Source organism: Pseudomonas sp. H3_E04 (genome assembly GCF_054668915.1).
This window is the reverse complement of sequence record NZ_CP162797.1, coordinates 579,151-597,867: the sequence shown is the minus strand read 5'-3', so window position 1 is coordinate 597,867 and position 18,717 is coordinate 579,151. Positions and strand designations below refer to the sequence as shown.

General features: G+C 61.4%; 11 protein-coding genes. 3 read left to right on the top strand and 8 right to left on the bottom strand.

All coding sequences use genetic code 11. The features are described 5' to 3' along the window. Positions 1-13: 13 nt before the first annotated feature. The 8 genes from AB4N53_RS02660 to AB4N53_RS02625 form a co-directional block, all read right to left on the bottom strand. The gene (locus AB4N53_RS02660; protein ID WP_460117913.1) at positions 14-1,456 is read right to left on the bottom strand and encodes a mechanosensitive ion channel domain-containing protein; all 1,443 of its coding nucleotides are present in this window, start codon (positions 1,454-1,456) and stop codon (positions 14-16) included. Between the two features lie 226 nt (positions 1,457-1,682). Further along, positions 1,683-2,549, bottom strand: a complete 867-nt coding sequence (locus AB4N53_RS02655) for a pirin family protein (RefSeq protein WP_460117911.1) — start codon at positions 2,547-2,549, stop codon at positions 1,683-1,685. Positions 2,550-2,707: 158 nt separating this feature from the next. After that, complete coding sequence (locus tag AB4N53_RS02650) at positions 2,708-5,914, bottom strand: transporter substrate-binding domain-containing protein (RefSeq protein WP_460117909.1); 3,207 nt, start codon at positions 5,912-5,914, stop codon at positions 2,708-2,710. A gap of 10 nt (positions 5,915-5,924) precedes the next feature. Beyond that, positions 5,925-6,557: a response regulator gene (locus AB4N53_RS02645; RefSeq protein ID WP_460117907.1), complete on the bottom strand. Its 633-nt coding sequence runs from the start codon at positions 6,555-6,557 to the stop codon at positions 5,925-5,927. 125 nt (positions 6,558-6,682) lie between these two features. Then, positions 6,683-7,117, bottom strand: coding sequence for a chemotaxis protein CheY (locus tag AB4N53_RS02640; RefSeq protein WP_460117905.1), 435 nt, complete (start codon positions 7,115-7,117; stop codon positions 6,683-6,685). A 230-nt stretch (positions 7,118-7,347) separates the two neighbouring features. After that, positions 7,348-10,047: a magnesium-translocating P-type ATPase gene (gene mgtA / locus AB4N53_RS02635; RefSeq protein ID WP_460117903.1), complete on the bottom strand. Its 2,700-nt coding sequence runs from the start codon at positions 10,045-10,047 to the stop codon at positions 7,348-7,350. A 557-nt stretch (positions 10,048-10,604) separates the two neighbouring features. Beyond that, the gene (locus AB4N53_RS02630; protein WP_460117901.1) at positions 10,605-11,942 is read right to left on the bottom strand and encodes a lysine N(6)-hydroxylase/L-ornithine N(5)-oxygenase family protein; all 1,338 of its coding nucleotides are present in this window, start codon (positions 11,940-11,942) and stop codon (positions 10,605-10,607) included. Positions 11,943-12,075: 133 nt separating this feature from the next. Beyond that, on the bottom strand, positions 12,076-12,558 hold the full coding sequence (locus AB4N53_RS02625; RefSeq protein WP_041478511.1) for a sigma-70 family RNA polymerase sigma factor: 483 nt from the start codon (positions 12,556-12,558) through the stop codon (positions 12,076-12,078). Between the two features lie 279 nt (positions 12,559-12,837). Between AB4N53_RS02625 and AB4N53_RS02620 the strand changes: the two genes are divergently transcribed. The 3 genes from AB4N53_RS02620 to AB4N53_RS02610 are packed head-to-tail and all read left to right on the top strand — an operon-like array spanning position 12,838 to position 17,374. Beyond that, positions 12,838-14,001, top strand: a complete 1,164-nt coding sequence (locus AB4N53_RS02620) for an efflux RND transporter periplasmic adaptor subunit (protein WP_460117899.1) — start codon at positions 12,838-12,840, stop codon at positions 13,999-14,001. Then, a complete protein-coding gene (locus AB4N53_RS02615; RefSeq protein WP_460117897.1) occupies positions 14,002-15,972 on the top strand; it encodes a MacB family efflux pump subunit in 1,971 nt (656 codons plus the stop codon). A gap of 7 nt (positions 15,973-15,979) precedes the next feature. Continuing rightward, entirely contained in the window at positions 15,980-17,374 is a 1,395-nt protein-coding gene (locus AB4N53_RS02610) for an efflux transporter outer membrane subunit (protein WP_460117894.1), read from the top strand. The last annotated feature ends 1,343 nt before the right edge of the window (positions 17,375-18,717 follow it).

Below are 18,717 nucleotides of genomic sequence, written 5' to 3'. Positions count from 1 at the left end.
ACAACGCGAGAGCTCAGACGCGATTACGCAGCCACTGCAGGAAGCCTCTTTTCGGTGCGACCACGGGCGCGTCCTCGGTCAGCGACTGCGCCTTGTGCAGGCGGAAATCGAGCAACGCCTGCATCGCATCATGGATGTCATGGCGCGCGTCCAGGCACGGTTTCAGGTAGGACTTCTCGATGCGATACAGGCCGCAGAAAGTCTTCGCCGAAAAGTCCGCCGGCAGCGCGGTGTCGGAAAGAATCCCGGCCTCGCCGATCACCTCGCCCGGCCCCATGCGCCCGGACTCCAGGGGCGCACCATGGCGCTTGAGCGTCACCGAAACCACCCCGGATTCAATGATGAACAAATGATCGCTGACCTCCCCGCCCGCGAGAATCGTTTCGCCAGCGCGGAAAGTCTGCAGGGTCATGTTCTGGCTGAAGGTGTCTTTTTCTTCCTCGCGCAGGGTCGAGAAAATCGGCGAGCTTTCCAGCAGTGCTCGTGGCCGCGACAAGTGTGGCGCGGCGCTGGTCTCGTTGCTCGACAGCAGATTGACCCCGGAGGCCTGCAAATGTCGGTAGGCCAGGTCGAACAACTGATTGCGCACCACGCGCTTCTCGCCCATCGAGGCAACAAACCCGCTGATTTCGTATTCAGCTCCGCCGCTGGCAGAACTCTTCAACGACACGCTGGGCGCCGGTGTGTCGAGCAATTGCCGGCAGCCCTGCATCGCCCGCTCCAGTGCCTCGATCACCGAACTGGGCCGGGCATGGGGGCTGACGGGCACGCTGACCGAAACGCCGAACATATTGCTCGGCCGACTGAAGTTGATGATTTTGGCTTTCGCCGCCAGCGAGTTGGGAATCACGGCCATGCTGCCCTGGCTGGTCTGCAGACGCGTGGCGCGCCAGTCGATGTCGGTAACGCGGCCCTCGGTGCCGTCGATGGAGATCCAGTCATCGAGTTGATAGGGCTTGGTGGTGTTGAGGACGATGCCGGAAAACACGTCGCTCAACGTGCTCTGCAAGGCCAGACCGACAATGATTGCCAACGCACCGGAGGTTGCCAGCACGCCTTTGACCGGCAAATCCAAAACGTAGGCCAGCGCCGCAATGATCGCGATAAGGAAGATCACTGCCCCAAGCAAGTCCTGCAATAGCCTGCCGGTGTGGCCGACCCGTTGCATCATCACCGCGCCGATCAACACGGTCAGGGTGCGCGCGCCAAACAGCCACCAACCGATCTGCAACCCGGTCGCCGCCAGATGCAGCGGCACGTTGTCAGCCCACGGCGCCGGCTCCATCGGGTTGAGGCCTTCGTTGAACAGAACAATGCTGAACAGGGCAAAAATCAGCACCCGCACCAGCAGTTTCCATTCGCTGCCGCGAGAGCTGATCAGCCGCCACAGGCCCAGATCGAGCAGAATCAGGATCAACGCGCAAAACAACGGATGTTCGGTCAGCAGAGACAGCATCAAACAACTCCGACAAGGGCCAATCGCGAGAAGATCGCACAGATTGGCACAGTGTAGGAGCAATTGATTTCGGCGGATGAACAGCGTCTCGAAAACGCTGAAAAACCTGTGGGAGCGAGCCTGCTCGCGAAGGCGTCCTGGCAGTCACTACCGCTTGGACTGATCAGAGCATTCGCGAGCAGGCTCGCTCCCACAGGGGCGTCTCAGTTGCCAGTAAAGCTCAGCGTCAGGCGTGCATCCGGCCAAAGCGCCCGGACTGAAAGTCGGCGAAGGCCTGATGAATTTCCTGCTCGGTGTTCATCACGAACGGGCCATGGCCGACGATCGGTTCGTCGATCGGCTCGCCACTGAGCAGCAACACCACCGCGTCCTCGCTGGCCTGGAGAGTGAGTCGATCACCGTCGCGTTCGAACAGCGCCAACTGCCCTACCCCTACCGATTCCGCACCGTTAACCTGCACCGAGCCCTTCAACACCACCAGTGCGCTATTGCGACCTTCATGCAAACTCAGCGTCAGCAACTTGCCGGCATTCAGACGCAGATCCCAGACATCGATCGGCGTGAACGTCCGCGAAGGGCCGGTGTGCCCGTCGAATTCACCGGCGATCAGCCGCAGGCTGCCGGCGTCGTCCTTGAGCGTGATGTTCGGAATATCCCGGTCGAGAATGGTCTGATAACCCGGCGCGGCCATTTTATCCTTGGCCGGCAGGTTGACCCACAGCTGGACCATTTCCAGCTTGCCGCCGGTTCTGGCGAAGTTTTCCGAGTGAAATTCCTCATGGAGGATCCCGGACGCCGCCGTCATCCACTGCACATCACCCGGGCCGATGGTGCCGCCACTGCCAGTGGAATCACGATGCTGCACTTCACCGTCGTAGACGATGGTCACGGTCTCGAAACCACGGTGCGGGTGCTGGCCGACGCCACGCTGTTCAGTGGTCGGAGTGAATTCGGCAGGTCCGGCGTGATCGAGCAGCAGAAACGGGCTGATGTGCTTGCCCAGGTTGTCGTAGGAAAATAGCGTGCGTACCGGGAAACCATCGCCGACCCAATGGCCGCGAGGGCTGGTGTAGATGCCGATGATGTTTTTCATGGGGTCTCCAATGTGGGAATTCATTGGATTAAGCCTAAGGGCATATCGAATATTCGACTAGAGGGTTAAAACCGGCTGGAGTGTTCCATAAGTAGAACAATTGATTTAGCGGTGCGCTATTCGCGAGCAGGCTCGCTCCCACCGCAGACTGCATTGGCTCAGAGACACTGCGCCAGGCCACGCATGGCTTCGCGCAACTTGTCGATGGCACTCGCGACAGCCGCGTGTTCACTGTCTCGGCAAGTCCGTTCCAGATCTGCACATGCCGCAACAACCCGCGCGGCCCCGACCATCTGCGCGCCGCCCTTGATGTGGTGGGCCAATTCGCGCAAACCGTTGCGATCGGCAATCGGCAACTGGTCCAGAGCTTGCAGATCGTCGCGAAGGCTTTTGCCGACCTGCTTGCGCAAGCGTTCGATCAGCGAGTGATCGGCACCGGCCATCTGTTCCAAGGCACTCAGATCAATCTCGACGGGCTCGGTGCCGAGCGGTTGATCTTCGTGCGGCTCGCAACGGCGAGCGCCTTTCAGGGCTTCAGCCAGATCATGCAAGCGAATCGGTTTGAACATACAGCCATCCATGCCGGCATCCAGACAGCGCAGGCGTTCTTCAATCTGCGCATTTGCAGTGAAACCGAGAATCAGGCACGGACTGCGGCCCGTGACGGCCTCTTCATCACGAATGCTGCGCGCCAGTTCATAGCCATTGCGTTGCGGCATGTTGCAGTCGGTGATCACCACATCGAAGGCCTGGGTTCGCCAGCGGTCCAGACCCTGTTCGCCATCGCCGACGTCTACCGTGCGATGCCCCAGTTCGCTCAGTTGCCAGCACATCAGCAAGCGGTTGACCGGGTGATCATCCACCACCAGCACGTTCAATACACAGGTGAGGGGCGCGGCCTCGGGCGTTGCCGGAGTGGTGGTGATTGCGGTCAGCAGCGGCAATTGCAGGTTGATTTCCACGCGCGTGCCTTGCCCCAGGTCACTGTCGAGGCACAACGTGCCGCCCATCCTGTCGCAGAGGTTGCGGCTGATCACCAGCCCCAGGCCGGAACCGCTGCGTGCCGCTTGGAGGCTGTTGCTCGCTTGAACGAACGGACTGAAGAGGCGCTTTTGATCTTCGACGCTTATACCGATGCCGCTGTCTTCAATCAGCACCTGCACATCCACTTGCACGTCCGATGTCGCCAGAATCTGCAGCCGCAGGCCGACCTCGCCTGCCTCGGTGAATTTGATCGCATTGCTCAACAGGTTCGATAGCACCTGTTTGAATCGCGTCGGATCGATCGACACATCCACGTCAGCGCGCGGATCAAGTTCGATGTGCCACATCAGGCGCTTCTGCCGCGCCAGCCCTTCGAACACTCGGCATACCGATAACACCGTTTCGCGTAGATTGGCTCGTTCGGGGGCGAGGGACAAATGCCCCGACTCGATGCGCGCGATATCGAGAATGTCGCCAATCAACGCCAGTAATTGCTGGCCAGCATTCGACGCTACCTGAATTGCCAAGCGGTCGGTGACGCCCTCATCTGCGCGCTTGAGGGCCAGTTCGAGCATGCCGATCAAGGCGTTCATCGGCGTGCGGATCTCATGGCTCATGGTCGCCAGAAAAGTGCTTTTGGCCCGATTGGCCTCCTCTGCCGCGTCCTTGGCCTGTTGCAGTTGCAACAACCATTGCTGGCGCTGCTGAATCTGCCGGCGTTGCCAGCCGATCCAGATCAAGGCCAGCACCAGCAAGCCTGCCGCGCCGGCAAAACCAAGCAGAATCTCGCGGCGATGGCGCGACCAATAGCTGTCCTCCACCACCACATCGTGGCTCCAGCGCTCGACCAGTTCATCCATTTGCTGCGGCGCGATGCTCAGCAACGCCTTGTTCAGGATCGAGTGCAGCAACGCCGAGCGAGGTGCGGTAGCGAGGGCGATGCGCGCCGGCTGATCGCCAACGGTGCCGGTAATACGCAGGCGGTCGCGGTACTGCCGGGCAATCAGAAAACGCGCCACCAACAACGAGCTCACGGTTACGTCGACCTGTCCTCTGGCGATCAGCGCCATGCCTTCGGCGGGGCTTCTGACCTCGACCAGACGCAGACCGGGCACGCGTTGCAGCAGGTAATCACGCAATGGGTGGCCGCGATAGATGGCCAGGCGTTTGCCCTCAAGGTCGTCGAGCGGCAATGGATGTTGCCCGTTCGCCGCGCTGACCAGCACAAACGGATTGTTCAGATAGGCGCGGGTGAATTGCAGTTGCGTTTCACGCTCGGTGCTCGGCGTCACTACCGGCAAAACATCGAGCGCACCGGCCTGCAGTTGCTCGAACTGGTCGTTGAGCGAGCTGCCGCGCACGATCTCGAAATGCAGGCCACTGCGCTGCGCAATCAGGCTCAGCAACTGCGCCGCCAGCCCATTGAAGCGCCCGTCGCCATCGAAAAACGCCAACGGTGCAAAGTCTTCGACCGCGCCCACGCGCACCACCGGGTGCTGATCGAGCCACTGCTGTTCGGCGGCACTGAGTTGCACGCGGGACTGCTCGGCCATCTCGGCGAGGCCGACACTCCAGCGCTGTTCGATCAGTTGCCGACGCTCCATGGGCACGGCCAGCAAGGCTTTGTCGACGATGCGTTTGAGTACCAGGTCGCTGCGCAACAACGCAAAAGCGAACGGATTGGCGTCGAGCCCCGCCGGCCCGGCCAATTGCAGGTCGTTGCGATAATTGGTGTTGATCAGATAGTTGGCGCTGATGAAGTCGCCCAGGTACACATCGTCAGCACCGAAGGCGACCGCGCCGAGTGCATCCATGGCTGAAGCATAGAGCTGCACCTGAGCGCCGGGGTAGAACGCCTGAACATGGGCCAGTGGCAGGTAGTCTTCGACCATGGCGATGCGTCTGGTCGTCAGCTCGGCGGATACCTTCTCGTCGTGGCGCGTGATCAGCATCGGCTGATCGTCAGCGTAGGGCCGCGACAGAATGAACGCCGGATCCGCCGCTTCGAAACTGTTCGAGGTGCCCAGCAAATCGACATCCCCGCGCTTGAGTGCCGCCATCAGTGCCGGCCGATCGGCGAAGCGCCGCACTTCAATCCTGATGCCCAGCAGTTGCGCCAGCAGATCGGCGTAATCTGCGGTCAGCCCTTCCAGCTCATGCTGATTGCGGGTGATCTCGAAGGGCGGGTAATCCGGACCGGAGATGCCCATGCGCAATACTGGATGCTCGCGCAGCCACTGACGCTCAGCATCATCGAGGCGGACCTGAATACTCCCCGGTTCGAGGCGGGCGAGCACTTCCAGGGTCTGCGGCTGGCCAGCCGCCCAGACCGAGCCTGCGAGCCCCAGCCACAGCCATAAAATCCGCAGTCCCTGCGTCATGTCGGGGCACTCAGATCAAGTGATTGCGCTTGGCGAATTCACGCAGGAGCACCAGTGACCCCAGGCAAAGTTTCGCCATCATGCGGGTCTTGTAGGTGCTGACGGTCTTGTGACTCAAGTGCATCTCCTGGGCGATAGATTTGTTCGGTTTGCCCAGCGCCAGGTTCACGAAAATGCATAACTCTCGATCGGACAGCTGAGCGATCAGCTCCTTTTCAGTGCGTTGCACGGCGTTGTACAGACCGCTGGTATTGGGCAACGCGGAGAAATAAGTGTGGCCGGACATCAGTGCCTTGATCGCTTCGTGCAGCAGAGTCAGCTGATTGCTCTTGGTAACGTAACCCCTCGCCCCGGCACGCAGGCAGCGCTCTTGATAATGCGTGGGCTCATGCATGCTGAATACCAGCACCCGGCAGCGCGCCGTCGGCGCCTTGATCTGGATTCGCGTCAGCACTTCGAGCCCGTCCATCGATCCCAGACCCAGATCGAGCACAACCAGGTGTGGATCATGCGCGCAAATCAATGGCACGACTTCATTGCCACTGGAGGCTTCATGAATCAGGGTAAAGCCTTGAGCCTGCAGGACGATTCGAATGGCCGCGCGCACAACTGGATGATCATCGACGATCAGCGCTGACTTCATTGACACTCCTGCAAAATCGAAGACACCGCAACATTCTGTTCCGGAGTCGGTGGCTGCGCCGGCACTGTTACATGGACGGCCATAAAGAGCACCTGTCAGGTCTGACAGTTGTGCAGATTGGTTTTTTATGCATTGGCATGGCGTAACAACCAATGCAAGTCAGGTGTGGCGTGGTCTTCGCCGGCTGCTTCGACCCCCGCCATCACCTGCCCGATGAGTTGTGCATTTGGCAGTGGCACCGGGCTGATCTGCACGTTTTCCTGAGCAAACCCGGCATCGTCCTGCAATGGTGCTGACGGTTCGTTGTAGATCAGAGCATGGCGAACTTGCTGGTTATCGAGGACAAAGCCCTGCAAGTCGAGAGCGCCTGCCGCCAGTTCGGCATTGATTACCAGCACATCGAACGGCTCGCAGCCGTAGTCGACCAGGGTCAACAATTCGCCGAGATTCTGCACCGGGGCTACGCGGTAGTAGCCGAGCGCGTTGAACAGGCGTTCGATCTTCATGCGGTGAAAATGCTGCGGGTCGGCGATCAGGATGCGCAACGCTTTGTTGCTCATGGTCATTCTCCCGGTGAGGTTTGGGGAGGGCAAGACTACGCAAGCGCCGAGGATGACTCTGTAGGACTTTTCCTAAAAAGCAGGCCATTCATCCGGCGCCCCAGACGCAACAATATTCCCTGTGGGAGCGAGCCTGCTCGCGAAGGGGCTATACCAGTCAGAGATGTACTGACTGACACGACGCCTTCGCGAGCAGGCTCGCTCCCACAGGGGAAAGCATTCCATGGCGGTTATTGCCAGCCGAACCGGCGGATGTAGAAGCCTTTGACGGCTTGGGTGAACGCCATGTACGCCAGCAGAATCATTGGCAGAAACACGAAATACAGCGACGGCAGCGCCTGTAATTTGAAGTAATGCGCCAGCGGGCCCATTGGCAGGAAGATGCCGACCGCCATGATGACCCCGGTCATGACCAGCAGCGGCATGGCGGCGCGGCTCTGCAGAAACGGAATCTTCGGCGTGCGGATCATGTGCACGATCAGCGTCTGGGTCAGCAGACCGACCACGAACCAGCCGGACTGGAACAGCGTCTGGTGATCCGGGGTGTTGGCGTCGAACACGTACCACATCAAGGCGAAAGTCGTGATGTCGAAGATCGAACTGATCGGACCGAAGAACAGCATGAAGCGCCCGACATCACCCGGCTGCCAGCGCTGCGGCTGTTTCAGCATCTCGTCGTCGACGTTATCGAACGGAATGGCGATCTGCGAAATGTCGTAGAGCAGGTTCTGTACCAGCAGGTGCATCGGCAGCATTGGCAGAAACGGGATGAACGCGCTGGCAACCAGCACCGAGAACACGTTGCCGAAGTTGGAACTGGCGGTCATCTTGATGTACTTGAGCATGTTGGCGAAGGTGCGCCGCCCTTCGAGCACGCCCTCCTCCAGCACCATCAGGCTTTTTTCCAACAGGATGATATCCGCCGCTTCCTTGGCGATGTCCACCGCACTGTCCACGGAAATGCCGATGTCAGCGGTGCGCAGCGCGGGCGCGTCGTTGATGCCATCGCCCATGAACCCGACCACATGGCCGTTGCCCTTGAGCACCCGGACGATGCGCTCCTTGTGCGACGGCGTGAGTCTGGCGAAGACGTTGGTCGTCTCGACCGTTACGGCCAGTTCGCTGTCGCTCATGCGCTCAATGTCATTGCCCAGCAGCAGACCCTGTTGGGCGAGGCCGACCTCGCGGCAGATCTTCGCCGTCACCAGTTCGTTGTCACCGGTCAGCACCTTGACCGCCACGCCATGCTCGGCCAAGGCCTTGAGCGCTGGCGCGGTGCTTTCCTTCGGTGGATCGAGGAACGCCACGTAACCGATCAGCGTCAATTCCTGTTCATCGGCCAGGCTGTAAATCTCGCGGCCTGCTGGCATTGAGCGAGCCGCGACCGCCACCACGCGCAGACCTTCGGCGTTGAAAGCGCCGGTGACCTGGCGAATCCGCACCAGCAACTCATCGCTCAAGACTTCATCGACCTCGCCGTGACGCACGCGGCTGCACACCGCCAGCACTTCTTCCACCGCACCTTTGCAGATCAGTTGATGTGGCTGAGCGCGCCCCTCAACCACCACCGACATGCGCCGGCGATTGAAGTCGAAGGGGATCTCATCGACCTTGCGAAAGGCGCTGCCGACTCTCAATTCGCGATGGATTTCCACGTGCTCGAGCACGGCGACATCCAGCAGGTTTTTCAGGCCGGTCTGGTAGTAGCTGTTGAGGTAGGCCAGCTCCAGCACTTCGTCGCTGTCTTCGCCCCAGACATCGACATTACGCGCCAAAAAGATCTTGTCCTGCGTCAGGGTTCCGGTCTTGTCTGTGCACAGCACGTCCATGGCGCCGAAGTTCTGGATCGCGTCGAGGCGCTTGACGATGACTTTTTTGCGCGACAGAAATACGGCGCCTTTGGCCAAGGTCGAGGTGACGATCATCGGCAACATTTCCGGGGTCAGGCCGACGGCAATCGACAGCGCGAACAGCAGCGCTTCGGTCCAGTCACCCTTGGTGAAACCGTTGATGAACAGCACCAGCGGCGCCATGACGAACATGAAGCGGATCAGCAGCCAGCTGACCTTGTTGACGCCCTGCTGGAACGAGGTCACCGCCCGGTCGGTCGCGCCGACCCTTTGCGCCAGCGCGCCGAAATAGGTGCTGTTGCCGGTGGTGAGAATCAGCGCAATCGCGCTGCCGGAGACAACGTTGGTGCCCATGAACAGAATGTTATCCAGCTCCAACGGGTTACGCGTGTCGCGATCGGTCTGGTGGGTAAATTTCTCCACCGGCATCGACTCACCGGTCATCGCGGCCTGGCTGACGAACAGATCCTTGGCGCTGAGCACGCGGCAATCGGCGGGAATCATGTCGCCGGCCGAGAGCACGATGAGATCGCCGGGCACCAGTTGCCTGATCGGCAGTTCCCGCCGTGGCGCATCCCGGCGCAGCACCGTGGCGGTGTTGCTGACCATGGCTTTGAGCGCATCGGCGGCCTGATTGGATTTGCTCTCCTGCCAGAAGCGCAGCAGTGTCGACAGCACCACCATGGAGAAAATCACCACGGCGGCCTTGAGGTCTTCGGTCAGCCAGGAGATCACCGCGAGCAAGGTCAGCAGCAGGTTGAACGGGTTTTTGTAGCAGTGCCACAGATGGGTCCACCACGGCAGCGGCTGCTCATGTTCGACTTCGTTGAGGCCGTGTTGCGCGCGCAGTGCATCGGCCTCGACCTCGGTGAGCCCCTCGCCGTGCGTGCCCAGTGACGACAACAACGCAGCGCTTTCGGCATCGGCGGCAGCGACCAGCGTGTTGGCCAGCGTCGGCGGCACTTCACGGCTGACCCTGGTGTCATTGATCGAATCCAGCAACGCCAGACGACGGAAGTGCCGGGCGATGTGGCGGCTGCGCAGAAAGCCTGCGAAAAATTCCTTGAGCGTGAGTTTCATGGCTGTGTCCCCTGTGGTCAGCCGGGCAACCGTCGAGCAGGTACCGCCGCGCCCTGGCACCGGGAAAACCGGCACGGCAAGGCGTGGCACGCCGGTCAGAAACAGGCGTGTCGATAGGCTGCGATGACGACTGAGGTCGCCATCACGCTTGGTTCAGCGTCGATGAGAAGGACGTCGAGACACGATCCGGAACGGGTCGTGCACGGAATGCCGCTGCTCGCTGTTACGGCGAGACAACGGCAGGGAAAGGCTGCGCGTTATCTTGCCGAGAATCTGCCGGTAATCGAGACCGGCCGACAACTGTCACTCGAACAAGTACCCACTGTGGGTCTCCGCAATTGATGAAAACGCGCGCAGCTTACGCCCGCAGCGAAACGGCTGGAAGAGGTGTATTCGGGGAATGTGAGGGGTGTTCAGGAAGGGTTCAGATTCAGGATATGCGGGGCTATCCATGGCCCCTTCGCGAGCAGGCTCGCTCCCACATTTTGCACTGCGTTCACAGAACCATTGTGGGAGCGAGCCTGCTCGCGAAAGCGGTATGACAGGCGCAGCAGAACTCAGCTGGCAGTGGCCAACAACAGCTCCGCCACCGAACGGCTGTGCCCGCGCTGTTTGCCATGCTCATACAGCGAGCCAGCGATTTCATCGGCGCGAATCGGCAGCACCGACAGCAGCGTATCGCTCAGGCCATGGCTGGCCTGGCAGAAGCCCTGCATATAAATGCCGGCCTTGCAGCGCTCGTCGGTGATCAGCTTGTAATTGCGATCGACTTCGAATTCGCCGAGGTATTCCTCCAGCGGCGCGAGCAACTTGCGGTGCATCTGCCGCTCGTAACCGGTGGCCAGCACCACGGCGTCATAGATTCGCACCGTGACTTCGCCGGTGGCGTTGTTGCGCACGGCCAGTTCGATGCCGTTTGCCGTGGCAGTGGCGCTCTCGACGGTGGTCAGGGTGCGGAAGGCATGGCGGGCAATCCCGGAAACCTTCTGCCGATAGAAGATGCCGTAGATGCGTTCGATCAGGTCGATGTCGACCACCGAATAGTTGGTGTTGTGGTACTCGTTGACCAGACGCTCGCGCTCGACGCTGTTCTGCTGGAACACCAGATCGGTGAACTCCGGCGAGAACACTTCGTTGACGAACGGGCTGTCATCCGCAGGTTTCAACGCCGAACCACGCAGGATCATGTCGACCTGCACCGACGGGAATGAATCGTTCAGATCGATAAAGGCTTCCGCCGCGCTCTGCCCGCCTCCGATGATCGCGATGCTCATCGGTTGATTGTTCACGCACGGCTGTCTGGCCATTTGCGACAGATACTGCGAATGGTGGAACACCCGATGATCGCCCTTCAGCGCCTTGAACGCCTCCGGAATACGCGGCGTGCCGCCAGCGCTGACCACCACCGAACGCGTGGTGCGCACGAACTGCTGGCCGTCGCTGCCCCGGGAAATTACCCGCAACGCTTCAACCTGCTGGTTGTGCAACACCGGTTCGATGAACTGCACTTCTTCACCGTAACGGCTCTGCTCGGTGAACTGCCCGGCGACCCAGCGCAGGTAGTCGTTGTACTCCATGCGGCAGGGATAGAACGTGCCGAGGTTGATGAAGTCGACCAGACGTCCGTGGTGCTTGAGGTAATTGACGAATGAGTACGGGCTGGTCGGATTGCGCAGGGTCACCAGGTCCTTGAGGAAGGAAATCTGCAGTTCGCTCTGCGTCGACAAGGTGTTGCCGTGCCAGCTGTAAGTGGCCTGCTTGTCGAGGAACAGCACATCCAGTTCGCCCTGGGTGGCGCCGCGCTCCTGCAGTGCGATGGCCAGTGCCAGGTTCGAAGGGCCGAAACCGACGCCGATCAGGTCGTGAACGATGGGCGATGCAATTGCCTGTGTCATTTCCAGTGTCCTCTGGATGAACCCCTCAACGCGGGGAAATAAAGCCTGGGTGGCCTGACCGGCCTGAATCAGGTCAGCAGGTCGTCTGTTGAGTAGGAACGAGGACGATGGAAGGAAATTTAACCGGCGCGGATCACTGGCCATCCCATTGCTGGATGCGCAAGCGGCAATGTTTCATGGCGTTGACGATGTGTTTTTCCACCAGCGCCCGGGAGATGCCGAGGGTCTGGGCGATTTCCGGATGGGACAGGCCTTCGATCTTGCGCAGCAGAAAACTGTCGCGGCACAGCGGCGGCAGCTCGGCCAGTGCGCGCTGGAGCATTTCCAGGCGCTGTCCGTGATCAAGGGTGCCGTGAGGCGAGGGAGTGAAATAGCGCTCTTCGTTATCGAGCACGTCCAGCGATTCGACCTGACGCAGCGCGTTGCGGCGGTGATCGTCGATAACCAAGTTCAAAGCGGTGCGATAAAGGAAGGCCCGGGGTTGTTCGATCGGCACTTCGCTGGAGCGCTCCAGCACGCGAACGTAGGCGTCATGCACCACATCCTCGGCGACCTGACGGTTGCCCAGTCTGGCGTTGAGGAAACACACCAGCTCACGATAGTAGTTTTCCAACATGACTCCCGACCGCATCGATGCCGTTTCTGTCCTTGAGCGCACTGATCAGACCTGCGGATTACGCAGTAGCAAGATAGTGGCAACTTGAGGTGCGTAATTTATAGTAATTCTCATATAGATTTAAAGAGTTGATTCCATATCCCGGACAAATAGTGCTGGCCGGCACGCGGTAACTCGATGTGTCTGCGGCTAAATTCCATGGCGCATGCCTCGTTTACAGGACAGCCCCTGTGTCTGTCGTGCCTTGCGACGGACCGCAACCACTGGCCGGAACCCTGCATGAATCGTCCCCGCCCCGCCCGCCGCGCGTTGTTCGCCGCCCTCTGTCTGATTCCCGTGATCGCCGTTGCTGCCTGGCAAGTGTTGCCACCCGGGCGCGACTCAGTCGCCACTGTGCAGGTCAGCCGGGGCGATATCGAAAACAGTGTGACGGCGCTCGGTACCCTGCAACCGCGCCGCTATGTGGATGTCGGCGCGCAGGCCTCGGGGCAGATTCAGAAGATTCACGTCGAGGCCGGCGACACGGTGAAGGAAGGTCAGTTGCTGGTGGAAATCGACCCGTCGACGCAACAAGCCAAGCTCGATGCAGGGCGTTTCTCCATTGAAAACCTCAAGGCGCAGTTACAGGAGCAACGTGCCCAGCACGATCTGGCGCAGCAGAAATACCAGCGCCAGCAGAAACTCGCTGCCGGCGGCGCCACCCGCGAGGAAGACGTGCAGACCGCCCGCGCCGAGGTCCGTGCGACCCAGGCACGCATCGACATGTTCCAGGCGCAGATTCGTCAGGCCCAGGCCAGCCTGCGCAGTGATGAGGCCGAACTCGGTTACACGCGAATCTATGCGCCAATGGGCGGGACCGTCGTCGCCATTGGTGCGCGCGAAGGCCAGACCCTCAATGCGCAACAACAGACCCCGCTGATCCTGCGCATCGCCCGGCTTTCCCCGATGACGGTATGGGCAGAGGTTTCGGAGGCCGACATCGGCCACGTCAAACCGGGCATGACTGCCTACTTCACCACCCTCAGCGGCGGCACCCGACGCTGGAGCAGCACGGTGCGGCAGATCCTGCCGGTGCCGCCGCGTCCGCTCGAACAGAATCAGGGCGGCAGTCCCACCAGCGGTCGCAGCGGCAGCGAACGGGTGGTGCTGTACACCGTGCTGCTCGACGTCGATAACGCCGATCACATCCTGATGACCGACATGACCGCTCAGGTGTTCTTCGTCGCGCAACAGGCACAAGACACCCTGACCGTGCCGACTGCCGCCCTGCAACCGGGTTCGCGTCCGCAATGGCAGCGGGCGCAGATCGTCGCCGCCAACGGCGATATTCAAACGCGGGAAGTGCGCACCGGCATCAACGATCGCCTGCGCACCCAGGTGCTGGAAGGTCTGGCCGAGGGCGAACATATTCTCAGCGCGCCGGCCGCTGGTCATGGAGGCTGAATGCACACGCCCCTGATCGACCTGCGGCAGATCCGCAAAGCCTACGGCGGCGATGACAGCCCACTGGTGGAGGTGCTGCGCGGGATCGATCTGTCGATCCACGCCGGCGAGTTCGTTGCCATCGTCGGCGCCTCCGGTTCGGGCAAGTCGACACTGATGAACATCCTCGGTTGCCTCGACCGCCCCACCAGCGGCGAGTATCTGTTCGCCGGGGAAAATGTCGCGCAACTGGACAGCGATGAACTGGCGTGGCTGCGCCGTGAAGCGTTCGGTTTTGTCTTTCAGGGCTATCACCTGATCCCGTCAGGCTCGGCGCAGGAGAACGTCGAGATGCCGGCGATTTATGCCGGCACCCCGGCCGCCGAGCGGCATGCCCGAGCTCACGCGCTGCTGGAGCGGCTCGGCCTCGGCACTCGCACCGGCAACCGTCCGCATCAGCTTTCCGGCGGCCAGCAACAGCGCGTGTCGATTGCCCGTGCGCTGATGAACGGCGGCCATATCATCCTCGCCGACGAGCCGACCGGCGCCCTCGACAGCCACAGCGGCGCTGAGGTCATGACCCTGCTCGACGAACTCGCCGATCAGGGCCATGTGGTGATCCTCATTACCCATGACCGCGAAGTGGCGCAACGGGCCAAACGCATCATCGAAATCCGCGACGGCCTGATCATCAGTGACAGCGCCGAGTACGCATCGGCGCCGCCTGCGGCCAATCCCGGGGCGCTGCAAGCGGTCGACCTGCGCCAGCGCCTGAGCAACGGCAGCAGCCAGACCGGCGTCTGGAAAGGCGAACTGGTTGACGCTGTACAAGCGGCGTGGCGAGTGATGTGGATCAATCGCTTTCGCACGGCGCTGACCCTGCTGGGCATCGTCATTGGCGTGGCCTCGGTAGTGGTCATGCTCGCCGTCGGCGAAGGCAGCAAGCGTCAGGTCATGGCGCAAATGGGCGCGTTCGGCTCCAACATTATTTACCTCAGCGGATCGGCGCCGAACCCGCGTACACCGGAGGGCATCATCACCCTCGACGATGTTGCCGAACTGTCCGCCCTGCCCCAGGTGGAGCGGATCATGCCGGTTAACGGCTCGACCGCCGGGGTGCGCTTTGGCAACGCCGACCACAGCAGTTACGTCGGCGGCAATGACACCAATTTTCCGCAGATTTTCAACTGGCCGGTGATTCAGGGCAGCTACTTCACCCAGGCCGACGAGGACAGCGCCGCCGCCGTCGCGGTGATCGGCACCAAGGTCCGCGACAAATTGCTCAAGGATGTCGCCGACCCCATCGGCCAATACATCCTCATCGAAAACGTGCCATTCCAGATCCTCGGCGTGCTCGCCGAAAAAGGCGCCAGCTCCGGCGACTCCGATAGCGACAACCGCATCGCCGTGCCCTATTCGGCGGCGAGCACGCGCCTGTTCGGCAGTCGCAACCCGCAATACGTGGTGATCGCGGCCAAGGATGCGCGCAAGGTCAAGGACGCCGAACACGCCATCGAGCAGGCGATGTTGCGTCGGCACCACGGCAAGAAGGATTTCGAGCTGACCAACAATGCCGCGATGATCCAGGCCGAAGCGCGCACGCAAGGCACGCTGTCGCTGATGCTGGGGGCGATTGCAGCGATTTCCCTGCTGGTCGGCGGTATCGGCGTGATGAACATCATGCTCATGACGGTACGCGAACGTACCCGCGAGATCGGTATTCGCATGGCCACCGGCGCACGTCAGCGCGATATCCTCCGTCAGTTTCTCACTGAAGCCTTGATGCTCTCGGTGGTCGGCGGAATCGCCGGGATCGGCCTGGCGCTGCTGGTCGGCGGCGTGTTGCTGCTCAGCGGCGTAGCGATCGCCTTTCAAGCGCTGGCGGTGGTCGGCGCGTTTGCCTGTGCGCTGGTCACCGGTGTCATTTTCGGCTTTATGCCGGCCCGCAAAGCTGCCCGGCTCGACCCGGTCACGGCCCTTACCAGTGAATGATCGACCTATGAAAGTGCGACTGACGTTCCTCGCCGCCAGCCTGTTACTGGCGGCCTGCAGCAGCCCGGCGCCGCGCCTGGACAGCGGCGTGCAGCCACCGAGCGCGTGGCAGTCCGCCGCCAACCATGGCGCGCTGCAGAGCAATCGGCAATGGTGGACGCAATTCGGCAGCCCCGAACTGGAGCGGCTGGTGGAACAGGCGCGCCTGGGCAGCTACGACCTCGCCGCCGCCGTGGCGCGAGTCAGACAGGCCGAGGCCAGCGCAACCATTGCCGGCGCCCCGCTGCTGCCCGAGCTCAAGGCCGGGCTCAACGCCAACCGGCAGAAACTGATTCACGGCAAGGGCTACAGCCAGCTGGATGTCAGTCCCGAGAATCGCTCGCTGGATTATTACGATGCCGAGCTCAGCGCCAGTTACGAAATCGACTTCTGGGGCGGCAAGCGTGCCGCCCGCGACAGTGCGGTGTTCGGTGTGCAGGCCAGCGAGTTCGACCGCGCCACCGTCGAGCTGACCTTGCTCAGTGGCGTCGCCAACAGTTACACCCAGGCCCTGGCCTTGCGTGAGCAGGCGCGCATTGCCGAACTCAATCTGGCCAATGCGCAAAATGTGCTGCATCTGGTGCAGACCCGTTTCGACGCCGGCAGCGCCACCGCGCTGGAACTGGCCCAGCAGAAAAGTCTGGTGGCCGAACAACAGCGCCGCCTGCCGCTGGTGCAACAACAGGCCCGCGAAGCACTGATCAGCCTCGCCGCCCTGCTCGGCCAACCGGTGCAGACGTTGCCGTTGCCCAAGCAATCCTTCGCCCAATTGCATTGGCCGGACATCGCCAGTGGCGTGCCGAGCGACTTGCTCAGCCGCCGCCCGGACATTGCCAGCGCCGAGGCCAGACTCGCAGCAGCCCAGGCGGATGTCACCGTCGCCCGCGCCGCGATGCTGCCGAAAGTCACCTTGACCGCCAGTCTCGGCAGCGGCGCTGATCTGGCCGCTGACCTGCTGCGCACGACGTTCTACAACCTGTCCTCGGGGCTGACCGCGCCGATCTTCAACAACGGCCGCCTCAGCGCCGAACGCGACAAGGCCAAGGCGCGACAGGATGAGCTGCTGGAGACCTATCGCGGGGCAATCATCAACGGCTTCGCCGACGTCGAAAAAGCCCTCAGCAGCATCCGTGGCCTCGACGAACAGCGGCAATGGCAAAGCGAAGAACTGAATCAGGCACAGACCGCCTTCGACATCGCCCAGAGCCGCTACCAGGCCGGCGCCGAAGACCTGCTCACCGTCCTGCAAACCCAGCGCACGCTGTATGCCGCGCAAGACCTGAACGTGCAACTGCGCCTGTCGCGCCTGCAGGCGAGCATCGCCTTGTACAAAGCGTTGGGGGGCGGCTGGGAGGTGATCTGAGGGCGACGCGTCGACTGCACTGACGTCTTCGCGAGCAAGCCCGCTCCCACATGGAAATCCGGGCCAGGCCAAATACTTCGCCCCGACCATGCCCACTCCCACAATGAAATTCGGGTCAGGCCAAAACCTTTGCCCCGACCATGCCCACTCTGTGGGAGCGAGCCTGCTCGCGAAGTGGCAGTGTCAGGCAATGATGTAATGGATGACCCACCGCTTTCGCGAGCAAGCCCGCTCCCACAATGAAATTCGGGCCAGGCCAAAACCCTCGCCCCGACCATGCCCCCCTGTGGGAGCGAGCCTGCTCGCGAAGAGGTCGTGTCAGTCAAAGATGTAATGGATGACACACCGCATTCGCGAGCAAGCCCGCTCCCACAATGAAATTCGGGTCAGGCCAAAACCTTCGCCCCGACCATGCCCGCTCTGTGGGAGCGAGCCTGCTCGCGAAGTGGCAGTGTCAGGCATTGATGCACTGGATGACACACCGCATTCGCGAGCAAGCCCGCTCCCACAATGAAATTCGGGTCAGGCCAAATACTTCGCCCCGACCATGCCCACTCTGTGGGAGCGAGCCTGCTCGCGAAGTGGCCGTGTCAGTCAAAGATGTAATGGATGACCCACCGCATTCGCGAGCAAGCCCGCTCCCACAATGAAATTCGGGTCAGGCCAAAACCCTCGCCCCGACCATGCCCACTCTGTGGGAGCGAGCCTGCTCGCGAAGTGGCAGTGTCAGGCATTGATGCACTGGATGACACACCGCATTCGCGAGCAAGCCCGCTCCCACAATGAAATCCGGGCCAAGCCAAATACTTCGCCCCGACCATGCCCACTTTGTGGGAGCGGGCTTGCTCGCGAAGAGGCCGTGTCAGTCAAAGATGTAATGGATGACCTACCGCTTTCGCGAGCAAGCCCGCTCCCACAATGAAATTCGGGCCAGGCCAAATACTTCGCCTCGACCATGCCCACTCTGTGGGAGCGAGCCTGCTCGCGAGGAGGTCGTGTCAGGCAATGATGTAATGGATGACCCACCGCTTTCGCGAGCAAGCCCGCTCCCACAATGAAATTCGGGCCAGGCCAAAACCCTCGCCCCGACCATGCCCCCCTGTGGGAGCGGGCTTGCTCGCGAAGAGGTCGTGTCAGGCAATGATGTAATGGGATGACACACCGCATTCGCGAGCAAGCCCGCTCCCACAATTGACCTGCGAGTAAATCAAAATCTACGGCGCAACGAAGCCCCCTGTGGGAGCGGGCTTGCTCGCGAAGAGGCCATGTCAGGCAATGATGCACTGGATGACACACCGCTTTAGCGAGCAGGCTCACTCCCACAAAGGGATTGCGATCAATTC

Bases quoted from the DNA above. Each gene is read 5' to 3' on its own strand.
- AB4N53_RS02660 (WP_460117913.1), bottom strand. From the start codon at position 1,456: ATGCTGTCTCTGCTGACCGAACATCCGTTGTTTTGCGCGTTGATCCTG.
- AB4N53_RS02655 (WP_460117911.1), bottom strand. From the start codon at position 2,549: ATGAAAAACATCATCGGCATCTACACCAGCCCTCGCGGCCATTGGGTC.
- AB4N53_RS02650 (WP_460117909.1), bottom strand. From the start codon at position 5,914: ATGACGCAGGGACTGCGGATTTTATGGCTGTGGCTGGGGCTCGCAGGC.
- AB4N53_RS02645 (WP_460117907.1), bottom strand. From the start codon at position 6,557: ATGAAGTCAGCGCTGATCGTCGATGATCATCCAGTTGTGCGCGCGGCC.
- AB4N53_RS02640 (WP_460117905.1), bottom strand. From the start codon at position 7,117: ATGAGCAACAAAGCGTTGCGCATCCTGATCGCCGACCCGCAGCATTTT.
- mgtA (WP_460117903.1), bottom strand. From the start codon at position 10,047: ATGAAACTCACGCTCAAGGAATTTTTCGCAGGCTTTCTGCGCAGCCGC.
- AB4N53_RS02630 (WP_460117901.1), bottom strand. From the start codon at position 11,942: ATGACACAGGCAATTGCATCGCCCATCGTTCACGACCTGATCGGCGTC.
- AB4N53_RS02625 (WP_041478511.1), bottom strand. From the start codon at position 12,558: ATGTTGGAAAACTACTATCGTGAGCTGGTGTGTTTCCTCAACGCCAGA.
- AB4N53_RS02620 (WP_460117899.1), top strand. From the start codon at position 12,838: ATGAATCGTCCCCGCCCCGCCCGCCGCGCGTTGTTCGCCGCCCTCTGT.
- AB4N53_RS02615 (WP_460117897.1), top strand. From the start codon at position 14,002: ATGCACACGCCCCTGATCGACCTGCGGCAGATCCGCAAAGCCTACGGC.
- AB4N53_RS02610 (WP_460117894.1), top strand. From the start codon at position 15,980: ATGAAAGTGCGACTGACGTTCCTCGCCGCCAGCCTGTTACTGGCGGCC.